We start from the raw sequence: 12,584 nt of genomic DNA on the forward strand, positions 1-12,584 counted from the left end.
GGCGGCCGGTGCGGCGGGCTTCGCAGCCGCCGCGGGGGTCGGAGCGACGGCCGCGGGGGCCGTCGCAGTCTCGGGCTTCGCCGGGGTTCCGGGAGCCTCGTCTGTCGCCGCCGAGCTCTTCAGCTCGGAGCCCTTGGCCTGAATCAGACGCACCGCGACGCCCTCGTCGACCGAGGACGACGCCGTTGCGATGTCGTGCCCGTCCGCTTGGAGGGCATCGAGCACCGTCTTGCTCGGGAGGCCATGGGCCTTGGCGATCTCGTGAACGCGCTTCTTCGCCATCAAATAAAAGAGTGTAGAAAGTCCGGGTCGTTGCTGATGGGCCGTCGGAACGCGCGGTTGAATGCGCGCCGTTTGACGGCCTCCTGGGCGCACGTGTGATCGCACACGTACGCGCCTCGTCCTGGGAGCCGGCGCGCGTCGTCGCGGACCACGTGGTCCGCCACGACGGCGAGGCGGAGGAGCTCCGCCTGGGGCCTGCGTCGGTCGCAACCGACGCAGCGCCTCTCGGGCTGATGTCCGCCTACGTCGACGGTACGTCCTCCACGTCGCCCTCTGCGAGGGCGCCCTCGTCCTGCTGCTCGCCGGCCAGGACGGCCTCCTCGGTGGCCTCGCCGACGAACTCCTCGTCGACCTCGGTCACCTCGCCGTCCTCGCCCACGAGGACCTCGCCGTCCTCACCGACCTCGAGCTCCTCGACCTCGAGCGGCTCGCCGGCGTCGTCCACCTGCTCCACGGGACCCTCGGCTGCGACGCGCTCGGCGTACGCCTCCTCGGCGCGCGTGACGATGTCCTGGACGTCCTCCTGGGACTTGTCCGGGTCGGCGAGCGCGTCGAGCTCGTCCTCCGGCAGGTCCTCGAGGAGCGCCACCTCGACGGCACCGAAGCGCACCAGCGCCTGGTGCATCGGGAGACCGCAGAAGATGGAGCCCGGCAGCGAGGCGTTCGGGCAGCGGCGGCCGCTCGTGAGGACGGCGGAGCAGCGGCCGTCGCCGATCGGCTCCTCCTCGCCCTCCTCCACGTCAGGATTGCCTGCCCCCCCACCCGCGGCCTGGGCGAGCGCGTCGCTGGCCTTCTTGATGTCGATCCGCCAGCCGGTCAGGCGCGCGGCGAGCCGCACGTTCTGCCCCTCGCGGCCGATCGCCTTCGTCAGGTCCTCGTCGGGAACGATGACCGTCGCCTGACGGAGCTCGTCGTCGATGAAGACCTCGCGCACCTGCGCGGGCGACAGAGCCTTGGCGATGAAGCGCCCGGGCTCGTCGTTGAAGGGGATGATGTCGATCTTCTCGCCCTTGAGCTCCGACACGACCATGCGGACGCGGGAGCCACGGGGGCCGACGCACGCGCCGACGGGATCGACGCCGGAGGCGTGCGAGACGACCGCGATCTTCGAGCGGTAGCCCGGCTCGCGGGCGACGCCGGTGATCTCCACCAGGCCGTCGGCGATCTCGGGGACCTCGAGCTCGAAGAGCGCGCGGATGACCTCGGGGTCGCGGCGGGAGACGATGATCGACGGGCCCTTCGCGGACTGCGAGACCTCCTTGATCACCGCCTTCAGGCGCTGGTTGTGGTCGTAGCGCTCGCCGAAGACCTGCTCGGAGCGCGGCAGCAGGGCCTCGACGCGGTCGCGGAGCTGCAGCAGCGTGTAGCGGTTGTCCGACTGCTGGACGATGCCGGTGACCATCTCGCCGACGCGGTCCGCGAACTCGTCGTACATCATGTCGCGCTCGGCCTCGCGGATCCGCTGCAGGATGACCTGCTTGGCGGTCTGCGCGGCGATGCGACCGAAGTCGTCGGGCGTGACGTCCTGCTCCGGGATCTCGTCCCGGTGCTCGACGAGCTTCTCGGCCGGGATCTCGATCTCGGTCGGCTCGATCCACTCGCCCGTCTCGGGGTCCTCGTAGCTCTGCTCGTCGATGGTGTCGACGATCAGGCCGGCCTCGAGCATCTCGGGCACGAGCAGCTCGATGACCCGGTACTCGCCGTTCTCGGTGTCGAGCTCGACGCGGGCGTACTTCGCGGCGTCGGGCTGCTTCTTGTACGCAGAGAGGAGGGCGTCCTCGAGCGCGGCGATGAGCCGCTCCTCGGGGATGTTCTTCTCGCGCGCCAGGGCGCGCATGGCGTCTACGATCTCGCGGGACATCTCGCTCCTACTCCTCGACGAGGTTGCTGCGATGGATCTCGGCGTAGGGGATCGTCACGACGCCCCCGTCGGCCGCCAAGGTGACTGCGTGCTCGTCGCTGCCGACGAGCTCCCCCGTGAACGACTTGCGGGGCTCGTCCGAGTCCCCGCCCGCCACCGCGATGGGCTGCCGCGTACGGACCTTGACCTTGCGGCCCGTGTAGCGGCGGTAGTGCTCCGGCTTGACCAGCGGCCGGTCGGTCCCCGGGGAGGAGACCTCGACCGCGTACTGCTCGCGGAGGCTCTCGAGACCGTGCGTCACGCGGACGCACAAGTCGAGCGTCACGCCGTCCGGATGGTCGATGAGCACGCGCAGCGTGCCGCCGCCGATGACCTCGGCCAGCAGGACCTCGACCTCGGGCTCTACGGCCCGGAGCTGGTCCTCGACGATGTCCTGGATGGGGGCGGTCATGATGGGTTCGGCCACAAAAAAAGCGGGCTCCGTGCCCACTTCGAAGGTTGCTGCGGAGCGGTGCCCGAAGACACCACGTGTTGATCGTACCATCGGCGCATGCAGGAAGCTTCGGGCTCACGTGCGGACGACCACGCGGTCGGCGGCGGCGGGCCGCCGGCGGCGCGTGCGGCGTTCGCGGCGCTGGACCGGGTGCTCGCGCGGATCGGCGTGGAGCCCCACCGCCCAGCGCCGCTGGAGCGCGGCTTCACGGTCCCCTGCGGCGACTGGCCGCTGCACGTCGGGGCCCGGGTCGTCGAGGGCCTGCTCGCGGTCCAGGCCGAGGTCGCTCCGCCGGGGACCATCGACCCGTCCTGGCTCCTGCACCGCAACCGGCGCGACCTGCGGCTCGTGCGCTTCGGCAGCTCGGCCGCCGGCGCGACGTGGGTCCACGGGGAGCTGCCGCTCGGCGCCGCGGACGACGAGGCGCTCGACGCGCTGCTGGGCCGGCTGCTCAGCGCGGCGGAGGCGGCGCGGGCCGTGGCGACCCGGCCGGAGTGGGCCTGAGCGGGCAACGCGAGGACCGGCGAGCGGGCCCGGCGGGCGTCACACGTCCCCGGTGGCCTGCGGGCCCCTCCGCTCGGTGGGTCACTACTCGCCGCCGCCGGGGTCCTCGGGGAGCCCGTCCGCCGGCGCCCCCCACGGACCCTCGCCGGACCGGCGTCTCCCCTGCTCCGGAGGCAGCCCGTCAGCCGGGTGGTCGTGGCCGACGTGCGCGGCGCCCCCGTCCAGGGCCGCGATCGTGCGGTCGCGGTAGACGCGGTAGTCGCGGCGGTCGGGCTGCAGCAGCGCCGCGAGCGTCAGCGGCGGCCGGGCCTCGGCGTGGCGGCCCTGCAGCTGCAGCGCCCGGCCGAGGCAGAACTGGGCGTAGTGGTTGACCGGCTCGAGCTCGACCAGGGCACCGAACTCGTCGGCGGCCTCGTGGTAGCGCTGCGCGCCGAAGAGGGCGCGTCCGAGCGCCTCGCGCACCATCCCCGTCGTCGGCTCCAGGTCGCGCGCGCGGCGCAGTGGCAGGGCGGCGGCGTGGTGGTCTCCCTGCTCCAGCAGGCCGACGCCGGAGCGGTACAGCTCGTAGGCGGAGGGCTCCTCGGACATGCCCCCGAGTCTGCCAAACGCGGCGGTCCCGATGGCGGGCGTCGCGTCCGGGCGGTCAGCGCGCCCGGGCGGCGACGACGTCGTCGAGGATCGCGTCGGCGATGTCGGCCTTCGCGGCGCGGGCGACCACGCGGTCGCCGGCGGCGGTGACGATCGTGACGGCGTTGTCGGCGGCGTCGAACGCGATCCCCGGCTGGGAGACGTCGTTGACGACGACGGCGTCGAGGCCCTTGCGCACGAGCTTGTCCCGGGCGTGCACGACCGCCTGGTCGCCGTGCTCCGCGGCGAAGCCGACGAGCGTCTGCCCGTCGCGCCGGCGGCCCGAGAGCTCGATCAGGATGTCGGCCGTCGCCTCGAGCTCGATCGTCATCCCCGTCCGGCCCTGCTTCTTGATCTTGCCGGCGCTCGGGTCGACGGGCCGGAAGTCCGCGACGGCCGCGGCCATGACGAGGACGTCGGCGTCGTCGAACGCGGTGGCGCAGGCGACGCGCAGCTCCTCGGCCGTCGACACCGGCACGACGGTGCAGCCGGCGGGGTCGGGCAGGCCGACGTTCGCCGCCGCGACGGTGACCGTGGCGCCACGGGCCGCGGCGCGCTCGGCGACCGCGTAGCCCATGCGCCCGGACGAGCGGTTGCCGACGAAGCGGACCGCGTCGATCGGCTCGCGGGTCCCACCGGCGGAGACGAGCACCCGGACGCCCGCGAGGTCCTGCGCGACCGGAGCCCCGGCCGAGGATGCCGCGGAGCCGCCGGCGAAGGCCGACTCGACCGCGGCGAGCAGCTCGTCCGGCTCGGCGACCCGGCCGTCGCCGTGCTCGCCCTTGGACGCCAGCGCGCCGCTGCCGGGGTCGATCACGACCGCGCCGTCCTCGCGGAGGCGCGCGACGTTGCGGACGGTGGCCGGGTGGTGCCACATGCGGTGGTTCATCGCCGGTGCGACGAGCACGGGGCAGTCGGCGGCCAGGTACGCGGAGCTCAGCAGCGAGTCGGCGCGGCCGGTGGCCAGGCCCGCGATCGCGTTGGCGGTCGCCGGGGCGATCAGGAAGGCGTCGGCGTTCTCGACGAGCGCGAGGTGGCTGATCGCCGCGTGCGTCGGCAGCGGGTCGCCGGGGAACGCGCCGCGGAGCGGATCGGGCTCGAACTCGTCCGTGAGCACCGGCGCGCCCGTGATGGCGCGGAAGGTCTCCGGCGCGACGAAGCGTTGCGACGTCGGCGTCTGGATCACGCGCACCTGGTGGCCGGCCGCGGTGGCCAGGCGCACGAGCAGGACGGACTTGTACGCGGCGATGCCGCCGGTGACGCCGAGGAGCAGCCGAGCCATGTCCAGGAGTTTCCCGGAAACGTTCTAGAAGCCGCCCGGTGCGCCGCGCGTCGGGCCGCCGCAGTGACACGACAGGAGCGCCGCGTCCGCTGGGCCACGGGTCGACGATCGACCCCACGAACGACGAACGCCGCTCGAGGCGGCGTCCGTACGACGTTCTTGCCGGCCGCCCGCGGGCGGCCGTGCGACCTACCGGTAGCGGTAGGTGATCTTGCCGGCCGCGACCTCTTCGAGGGCGATCGTCAGGTAGTTCTTCGACGCCGTCTCCACCATCGGGGGCGGGAACTCGTCGAAGGCGCCCTCACCGAGGTTGTGGTAATAGGCGTTGATCTGCCGGGCCCGCTTCGCCGCCACGAGGACCGACGCGTAGTTCGAGTCGACGTGGTCGAGCAGCTGGTCCATGCGCGGAGAGATCACAGACCAAGTGTAGCGCGGTCCACCGGCGGCCCCGGATCGGGGTCGCGGCGGGCGGCGCCGGAGGACCGCCGGGGCGGTCCCGGGATCAGGCGCCGTTGGTCGCCGGGAGCTGCGCGCTGACGAGCGCCTCGAGCTCCGAGACCGTCGACTCGAGGTCGTCGTTGACGATCCGGTGGTCGAACTCGTGCTGGCTCTCGAGCTCCGTCCGGGAGACGTCGAGCCGCCGGGCGATCGTGTCCGCGCCGTCGGTGCCGCGGCCCTCGAGCCGCTGCTGCAGGACCTCGAACGACGGCGGGACGACGAAGACCTGGACGGCCTCCGGCATCGTCTCGCGGATCTGGCGGGCACCCTGGACCTCGATCTCGAGGACCACCGGAGCGCCCTCGCCGAGGTGGCGGTCGAGCTCCTCGCGCAGCGTGCCGTAGCGGCGGCCGGCGTACTCGGCGTGCTCCACGAAGTCGCCGTCCTCGACCCGACGGGCGAACTCGTCCTCGTCGAGGAACCAGTAGTCGCGGCCGTGCTCCTCGCCCTCGCGCATCGGGCGCGTGGTGGCGGAGACCGAGAGGCGGAGCTCGGGGTGGCTCTCGCGGAGCCGGCGGATGAGCGTGCCCTTCCCGACCCCCGAGGGGCCGGTGATGACGAAGACGCGAGCCACGAGGACCCGCCGCTCAGCCGCGCGGGCTGCGCAGCGACTGCACGAGCTCGGCGCGCTGGCGCGGCGTCAGTCCGCCGATGGTCTTCGAGGCGGAGATGCGGCACTGCTGCAGGATCTTGCCCGCGCGCACCCGGCCGTACTTCGGGACCGCCAGCAGCATGTCCACGACCTTCGCCGTCTCGAGCCACTCGGGTGGGTCCATCAGGAGCCGGTCGATCGACTGACGACCGGACTTCAGGTCGCGCTTGAGCGCCGCGCGCTGGGAGCGGACCTCGTTCGCACGCTGCAGCGCGTCCATGCGCTGGTTGAGCGACCGCTCCGGTGTGGCCGAGGACTTGGAAGGGGCGTTGGCGGCGGTCGACATCGCGGGGCGAGTCTACCCGGCCGCCGCGTCCTTCGCGGCCCCCGGACGCCAACTCACCTCGACCTCGAGTCGAGGTGCAGGTATGGCCCTGCACGTCGAGTGTTGGTGCCGTTGCGGCTAGCAGAAATTCGGTCCCGAAGGATGCTCCGAACGTCTAGCCGAGCCAGTCGGCGAGGAGATCCGTGAACACGCCGGGGTCCTCCGCGGCGTCCCAGTACGTCGTCGCCAGGCCGACGGCCGCTGCTCCTGCGGCCAGCAGGTCCCGGACGTCCTGCCCGCTGCGGACGCCCCCGCAGCCGACGATGTCGACCTCCGTGGGCAGCAGCGACCGCAGTTGGGCGACTTGTCCCAGCGCGATCGGCTTCATCGCGCCACCCGAGACGCCGCCGAATCCGACGTCGATCGCGGGTCGTCCGTCCGTCCGCACGACGAGGCCGTTGGGAAAGGTGTTGCAGCTGACGACGAACCGGGCGCCGGCGTCGGCGGCCGCCGACGCGACCTCGGCGAGCAGCACGGGATCCGACAGCGGCGAGAGCTTGACGCCGACCGGGACGGCGGTCCCGGCGGCGGCACGCAGCGACCGCGAGACGAGCTCGGGGTCGAAGGACATGATCCGCTCCTGCTCGCCCTCGGACCAGACGTTGGGGCAGCCGAGGTTCAGCTCGACGAGGTCCGCCCCGCCGTCGCCGGCGAGGTGCGCCAGCTCGCCGCACTCGTCTGGCGAGAACCCCGCGACCGACACGATCAGCGGCTTGCCGGCGGCGCGGGTCGTGGCGGCGAGCTCCGGCAGCAGGTCGCGGTAGAACGCCGACCCGCGGTTGGGCATGCCCAGCGCGTTGACCGCGTAGCCGGAGCGGGAGGCGTAGACCTCCCCCGCGTTGCCGTCCCGCGGCTCCTTGGTGATCGAGCCGAGCGTCACCGCCGCCACCGGCGACCGCGCCAGCCGGGCGACGTCGTCGCGCGACTTGGCGGTGCCCGCGGCGTTCAGCACGGGGTGCTCCAGGGCGACCCCCGCGACGCTCGTGGCCGTCCCGGTCGGGTCGCCCGCGCTCACCGGACGAGCTCCTGCAGCGCGACGACGCTGGGTTCGCCCTCGCGGGCCGAGGCGATCGCCAGGACGGCGGCGTGGCCGGCCGACACGGTGGTCAGGCACGGCACGCCGGCGGTGATCGCCGCGCGGCGGATCTCGTAGCCGTCGGTGCGCGCGCCGGAGCCCGTCGGGGTGTTGATGACGACGGCGACCTCGCCGGCCGCGATCCGCGAGACCGCGGTGCCGGGCCCGTCGCCGTCCTCGGTCACGTCCTGCAGCTTGGCGACGACGTCGCACGGGATCCCGGCGCCGACGAGCGCGTCGCGGGTGCCGGCAGTGGCCAGCAGCGAGAAGCCGAGCTCGTGGAAGCGGGTGGCGACCTCGATCGCGAACGGCTTGTCCGCGTCGGTGACGGAGACGAACACCGTGCCGGAGTCCGGCAGCGGCGAACCGGCCGCGGCCGACGCCTTCGCGAACGCCGAGGGGAAGTCGTGGGCGACGCCCATGACCTCGCCCGTCGAGCGCATCTCCGGGCCGAGCAGGCCGTCGGAGCCGACGAAGCGGTCGAACGGCAGGACGGCCTCCTTGACCGCGACGTGGCCGAGCGACCCCTGGCCCCCGGCCTCGGCCGGCAGCTGCAGGTCGGCGATCGTCTCGCCGAGCATGATCCGCACGGCCATCTTCGCCAGCGGCACGCCGATCGCCTTGGAGACGAACGGCACCGTCCGCGACGCGCGCGGGTTGGCCTCGATGACGTAGACCTCGCCCTCGTAGACCGCGAACTGGATGTTGATCAGGCCACAGACGCCGAGCTCGAGCGCGATGCCGCGCGTCTGCCGGCGGATCTCCTCGATCAGGTCGTCGCTCAGGGAGAACGGCGGCAGGGCGCAGGCGGAGTCGCCGGAGTGGATGCCGGCCTCCTCGACGTGCTGCATGATGCCGCCGACCCAGACCGACTCGCGGTCGCAGAGCGCGTCGACGTCGACCTCGATGGCGTTCTCGAGGAAGCGGTCGAGGAAGATCGGCTTGCCGGCCGTGATGTCGGCCTCGCGCTCGAGGTACGAGGTCAGGCCGTCGGGGCCGTAGACGATCTCCATGGCGCGGCCGCCGAGAACGTAGCTCGGGCGGACGAGGAGCGGGAAGCCGACCTCCTCCGCGGCGGCGAGCGCGCCGTCGAGGCCCTGGGCGGTCGCGTAGGGCGGGGCCTTGAAGCCGAGCTTGGAGAGGACGTCGCCGAAGGCGGTCCGCTCCTCGGCCCGGTCGATCGCCTCGACGCTCGTGCCGAGGATCTTGATCCCCGCGTCCTGGAGGCCCTGTGCGAGCCGCAGCGGCGTCTGGCCGCCGAACTGGACGATGACGCCCTCCGGCTGCTCCACCTGCAGGACGCCGAGGACGTCGTCGAGGGTCAGCGGCTCGAAGTACAGGCGCGTCGACGTGTCGTAGTCGGTCGAGACCGTCTCGGGGTTGCAGTTGATCATCACCGCGTCGCGACCGGAGTCCTTGACGGTGGTCGCCGCGTGCACGCAGCAGTAGTCGAACTCGATGCCCTGGCCGATGCGGTTGGGGCCCGAGCCGAGGATCACGACCGACGGGTTGTCGCCGCGGTCGACCTCGTGGCGCGGGTTGCCGTCCTGGTCGGGGCGCTCCCAGCCGGAGTAGAAGTACGGCGTCTGGGCCGCGAACTCGGCGGCGCAGGTGTCGACCGACTTGAACGTGCGGACCAGCCCGGTCGGGTCGCCGGGCGTGGCGGAGCCGCCGGCGCCGTCGGTCGGCGTCGGGTCCTCGCCCAGGGCGATCCGGCGGAACTCGTGCAGGTACCAGCGGTCGATGCCGGTGGACTCGTGCAGCTGCTCGTCGGTCGCGCCGCGGCGGACCGCCTCGAGCAGGACGTCGTAGCGCTCCGTGCGCGGCTGCCGGATCCGCTCGACGAGCTCCTCCGCCGTCGCATCGTCCGCGATCGGCGGCGTGCGGTCCAGCTCCCGGGAGCGCAGCGCCTTGACGAACGCCTGGCCGAAGGTGCGGCCGATCGACATGGCCTCGCCGACGGACTTCATGTGCGTCGAGAGCGTCTCGTCGACGCCGGGGAACTTCTCGAACGCGAACCGCGGCCACTTCACGACGACGTAGTCGATGGTGGGCTCGAAGGCGGCGGGCGTCGCCTTCGTGATGTCGTTGGTGATCTCGTCCAGGCGGTAGCCGACGGCCAGGCGCGCGGCGATCTTCGCGATCGGGAAGCCGGTCGCCTTTGACGCCAGGGCGGAGGAGCGGGAGACGCGGGGGTTCATCTCGATGATGAGGATCTCCTCCGTCTCCGGGTTGACCGCGAACTGCACGTTCGAGCCGCCCGTCTCGACCCCCACCGCGCGGATGACGCGGATGGCCTGGTCGCGGAGCTGCTGGTAGAGCCGGTCCGTCAGCGTCTGCTGCGGCGCGACCGTGACGGAGTCGCCGGTGTGGACGCCCATCGGGTCGATGTTCTCGATCGAGCAGACGATCACGACGTTGTCGCCGTTGTCGCGCATCACCTCGAGCTCGTACTCGCCCCAGCCGATGACGGACTGGTCGACGAGGACCTGCCCGATCGGGGACGCGTCGATGCCGCCGCGGATGATCTGGCGGAACTCGTCCTCGGTGCGGGCGATGCCGCCGCCGCGGCCGCCGAGCGTGAACGCCGGGCGGACGATCGCGGGCAGGCCGGTGATCGTCAGCGCCTCGTCGATCTGGCGGTCGATCTCCTCGGTGGCGATCTTCGCGCCGTCGGCGGAGTCGCCCTCCTTGCCGCGGACGATCAGCGACGCGGGCATCTTCAACCCGGCCTGCGCCATCGCCTGCGCGAAGAGGTCGCGGTCCTCCGCGCAGTTGATCGCGTCGTAGTTCGCGCCGATCAGCTCGACGCCGAACTTCTCGAGCGTCCCGTCCTCGTGCAGCGCCTTGGCGAGGTTGAGCGCCGTCTGGCCGCCGAGGGTCGGGAGCAGCGCGTCGGGGCGCTCCTTCTCGATGATCTTCGCGACGGGGCCCGGGAGCAGCGGCTCGACGTACGTCTTCTCGGCGTACTCCGGGTCGGTCATGATCGTCGCCGGGTTCGAGTTGACCAGGACGATCTCGAAGCCCTCCTCGCGGAGGACCTTGCAGGCCTGGGCGCCGGAGTAGTCGAACTCGGCGGCCTGCCCGATCACGATCGGGCCGGAGCCCAGGATCATGATCCGGCGGATGTCGGTGCGGCGCGGCATCAGGCGGGCGTCCCGTCGGTCGTGGTGGTGTCGTCGGCGATCCCGGCGCGTGCCGCGGCGGCGTCGCCGGTCTGGCGGTTGACGTCGGCGATCGACGCCCCTTCGCGGATGCGGTCGAGGAAGCGGTCGAAGAGGTAGCTCGCGTCGTTCGGTCCCGGCGCGGCCTCCGGGTGGTACTGCACCGTGGCCGCGTTGGCCTCGGGCAGCACGAGCCCCTCGACCGTGCGGTCGTAGAGGTTCAGGTGCGAGAGCTCCGCGGGGCCGAAGTCGGTCTCCCAGCGGACGGGCTCGTCCCCGTCGATGTGGCCGGTGCCGTCCGGGGTCTGGACCGCGAAGCCGTGGTTCTGGCTCGTGATCTCGACGCGGCCGGTCGTCAGGTCCTTGACGGGGTGGTTCGCGCCGCGGTGGCCGAACTCCATCTTGAACGTCGTCAGGCCGACGGCCCGGCAGACGAGCTGGTGGCCCATGCAGATGCCGAAGACCGGCTTCTTGCCGAGCACCTGGCGGACGGTCTGCACCACGTGGTCGACGGCGCCGGGGTCGCCGGGGCCGTTGGCGAGGAAGATCGCGTCGGAGCCGCCGGCGAGCAGCGCCTCGGGGCCGTCGGTCAGCGGGTGCAGGCGCACGCGCGCGCCGCGGGCGACGAACTCGTCGACGATCGAGCGCTTGATGCCGGTGTCGATCGCGGCGATCAGCGGGCCGTCGCCGTCGCCGACCGTGTGGGCCTCGGCCGGCGTCACGGTCGACGCGAGGTCCTGGCCGGCCATCGACGGCTCGGCGGCGACCGTCGCGGCGGCCTCGTCCTGCGGGACGCCGCCGGCGAAGACACCGCCGCGCATCGCGCCCTTGTCGCGGATGTGGCGGACCAGCGCGCGGGTGTCGACGCCGGAGATCGCGGCGATGCCGTTCTCGCTCAGCCACGAGAGCCAGCCCTGCTCGGCGCGCGGGGCGTCGTCGCGGTCGACGGCCTCGCGCATGACCACCGCGCGGGCGTGGATCCGGTCGGACTCCATCGCCGTCGCGTTGACGCCGTAGTTGCCGACGTGCGGGTAGGTGAAGACGATCAGCTGTCCGGCGAACGACGGGTCCGTGACGGACTCCTGGTATCCGGACATGCCGGTCGTGAAGACGACCTCGCCCGTCGAGCGGAGGCCGGCGGCGTCGCCGGCACCCGGCAGCGCGGCGCCGACGGAGGTGCCGTCGAAGCGCGTGCCGTCCTCGAGGAGGAGGTACGCGGGAGCGTCGGTGGCGGTCATCGGATGAGCTCCTGGATCGTCTTGAAGTGCGGGGAGTCGGCGTCGCCCAGGAGCTCCAGCAGGATCCCCTCGGTCGTGCCGACCAGGGCGCCGGCGCGGGCGACGCGGGTCAGGCCGGCCTCGCGGTCCTCGGCGGTGCGCGAGCCGACGGCGTCGCCCGCGACGTGCACGGCGAGGCCCTGGCGCAGCAGGTCCAGCGCGGTGCCCTGGACGCAGACGTGCGCCTCGATGCCGACGAGCACCACCTGGTCGCGACCCTTGAGGTGGAACCCGCGGGCGCGGGCGGACGAGAACACGGTCTTCGGGTGCCGCTCCGTCCCCTCGGGCAGCGCCGCGAGGATCTCGGGGACCGTCTCCCCCAGCCCCTGCGGGTACTGCTCGGTGACGACGACCGGCAGCCCCAGCGCGACGGCGCCCTTGATCGCGCGCACGCTGCGCTCCACGACGCGGTCGAAGCCGTCGATCGCGGGACGGAACGCCTCCTGGACGTCGATGACGACCAGGGCGGTGCGGTCGGGGTTCAGCCCGGCGAGGGCGGCGGCGTCGGTCATGCGGTGCTGGGTGCTCCGGGGAAGGGGTGGTT

13 protein-coding genes and 1 pseudogene are annotated in these 12,584 nt (G+C 72.8%); 1 reads left to right on the plus strand and 13 read right to left on the minus strand.

Features of this window, described 5'->3' with window-relative positions:
- The 4 genes and pseudogenes from AB0L40_RS07050 to rimP form a co-directional block, all read right to left on the minus strand.
- Window positions 1-282: translation initiation factor IF-2 N-terminal domain-containing protein (locus AB0L40_RS07050; protein WP_364351276.1), on the minus strand; the 282-nt coding region annotated here is incomplete at its 3' end.
- A pseudogene (locus tag AB0L40_RS07055) lies at window positions 282-494 on the minus strand (DUF448 domain-containing protein); the annotation flags it as partial. The gene AB0L40_RS07050 and the pseudogene AB0L40_RS07055, both read right to left, overlap by 1 nt.
- Before the next feature lie 29 nt (window positions 495-523).
- A complete protein-coding gene (gene nusA / locus AB0L40_RS07060) occupies window positions 524-2,143 on the minus strand; it encodes a transcription termination factor NusA (RefSeq protein ID WP_364351279.1) in 1,620 nt (539 codons plus the stop codon).
- Between the two features lie 7 nt (window positions 2,144-2,150).
- A complete protein-coding gene (gene rimP, locus AB0L40_RS07065; RefSeq protein ID WP_364351282.1) occupies window positions 2,151-2,594 on the minus strand; it encodes a ribosome maturation factor RimP in 444 nt (147 codons plus the stop codon).
- 99 nt (window positions 2,595-2,693) lie between these two features.
- Here rimP and AB0L40_RS07070 point away from each other — a divergent pair, with 99 nt between their 5' ends.
- Complete coding sequence (locus AB0L40_RS07070; protein WP_364351285.1) at window positions 2,694-3,140, plus strand: hypothetical protein; 447 nt, start codon at window positions 2,694-2,696, stop codon at window positions 3,138-3,140.
- Window positions 3,141-3,224: 84 nt separating this feature from the next.
- Here the strand turns inward: AB0L40_RS07070 and AB0L40_RS07075 are convergent, their stop codons facing one another.
- The 9 genes from AB0L40_RS07075 to AB0L40_RS07115 form a co-directional block, all read right to left on the minus strand.
- Window positions 3,225-3,728, minus strand: a complete 504-nt coding sequence (locus tag AB0L40_RS07075; RefSeq protein ID WP_364351288.1) for a tetratricopeptide repeat protein — start codon at window positions 3,726-3,728, stop codon at window positions 3,225-3,227.
- A gap of 55 nt (window positions 3,729-3,783) precedes the next feature.
- Window positions 3,784-5,049, minus strand: coding sequence for a bifunctional phosphopantothenoylcysteine decarboxylase/phosphopantothenate--cysteine ligase CoaBC (gene coaBC / locus AB0L40_RS07080; RefSeq protein ID WP_364351291.1), 1,266 nt, complete (start codon window positions 5,047-5,049; stop codon window positions 3,784-3,786).
- Between the two features lie 189 nt (window positions 5,050-5,238).
- Window positions 5,239-5,466 carry a DNA-directed RNA polymerase subunit omega gene (gene rpoZ, locus AB0L40_RS07085; protein WP_364351294.1) on the minus strand — a complete coding sequence of 76 codons (228 nt, stop codon included), beginning with the start codon at window positions 5,464-5,466 and terminating at the stop codon, window positions 5,239-5,241.
- An 85-nt stretch (window positions 5,467-5,551) separates the two neighbouring features.
- Complete coding sequence (gene gmk / locus AB0L40_RS07090; RefSeq protein ID WP_364351297.1) at window positions 5,552-6,121, minus strand: guanylate kinase; 570 nt, start codon at window positions 6,119-6,121, stop codon at window positions 5,552-5,554.
- A gap of 13 nt (window positions 6,122-6,134) precedes the next feature.
- Window positions 6,135-6,485: an integration host factor, actinobacterial type gene (gene mihF, locus AB0L40_RS07095; RefSeq protein ID WP_364351300.1), complete on the minus strand. Its 351-nt coding sequence runs from the start codon at window positions 6,483-6,485 to the stop codon at window positions 6,135-6,137.
- Between the two features lie 154 nt (window positions 6,486-6,639).
- Window positions 6,640-7,539, minus strand: coding sequence for a tRNA-dihydrouridine synthase (locus tag AB0L40_RS07100; RefSeq protein WP_364351303.1), 900 nt, complete (start codon window positions 7,537-7,539; stop codon window positions 6,640-6,642).
- Window positions 7,536-10,745, minus strand: coding sequence for a carbamoyl-phosphate synthase large subunit (carB, locus tag AB0L40_RS07105; RefSeq protein WP_364351306.1), 3,210 nt, complete (start codon window positions 10,743-10,745; stop codon window positions 7,536-7,538). The genes AB0L40_RS07100 and carB overlap by 4 nt, the downstream gene beginning before the upstream one ends.
- Window positions 10,745-12,001, minus strand: coding sequence for a glutamine-hydrolyzing carbamoyl-phosphate synthase small subunit (gene carA / locus AB0L40_RS07110; RefSeq protein ID WP_364351309.1), 1,257 nt, complete (start codon window positions 11,999-12,001; stop codon window positions 10,745-10,747). Before carA ends, carB begins: the two co-directional genes overlap by 1 nt.
- Window positions 11,998-12,552 (minus strand): isochorismatase family protein, encoded by a 555-nt coding sequence (locus AB0L40_RS07115; protein ID WP_364351312.1) that lies wholly within the window; start codon window positions 12,550-12,552, stop codon window positions 11,998-12,000. Before AB0L40_RS07115 ends, carA begins: the two co-directional genes overlap by 4 nt.
- Between the last annotated feature and the right edge of the window lie 32 nt (window positions 12,553-12,584).

It is taken from the genome of Patulibacter sp. NPDC049589, from assembly GCF_040675535.1.
Taxonomy (GTDB): domain Bacteria; phylum Actinomycetota; class Thermoleophilia; order Solirubrobacterales; family Solirubrobacteraceae; genus Patulibacter.

What these genes read in the sequence shown, in the direction of transcription:
- rimP (WP_364351282.1), bottom strand. Translation starts at nt 2,594, where the DNA reads ATGACCGCCCCCATCCAGGACATCGTCGAGGACCAGCTCCGGGCCGTA.
- AB0L40_RS07070 (WP_364351285.1), top strand. Translation starts at nt 2,694, where the DNA reads ATGCAGGAAGCTTCGGGCTCACGTGCGGACGACCACGCGGTCGGCGGC.
- nusA (WP_364351279.1), bottom strand. Translation starts at nt 2,143, where the DNA reads ATGTCCCGCGAGATCGTAGACGCCATGCGCGCCCTGGCGCGCGAGAAG.
- AB0L40_RS07115 (WP_364351312.1), bottom strand. Translation starts at nt 12,552, where the DNA reads ATGACCGACGCCGCCGCCCTCGCCGGGCTGAACCCCGACCGCACCGCC.
- AB0L40_RS07075 (WP_364351288.1), bottom strand. Translation starts at nt 3,728, where the DNA reads ATGTCCGAGGAGCCCTCCGCCTACGAGCTGTACCGCTCCGGCGTCGGC.
- mihF (WP_364351300.1), bottom strand. Translation starts at nt 6,485, where the DNA reads ATGTCGACCGCCGCCAACGCCCCTTCCAAGTCCTCGGCCACACCGGAG.
- carB (WP_364351306.1), bottom strand. Translation starts at nt 10,745, where the DNA reads ATGCCGCGCCGCACCGACATCCGCCGGATCATGATCCTGGGCTCCGGC.
- coaBC (WP_364351291.1), bottom strand. Translation starts at nt 5,049, where the DNA reads ATGGCTCGGCTGCTCCTCGGCGTCACCGGCGGCATCGCCGCGTACAAG.
- carA (WP_364351309.1), bottom strand. Translation starts at nt 12,001, where the DNA reads ATGACCGCCACCGACGCTCCCGCGTACCTCCTCCTCGAGGACGGCACG.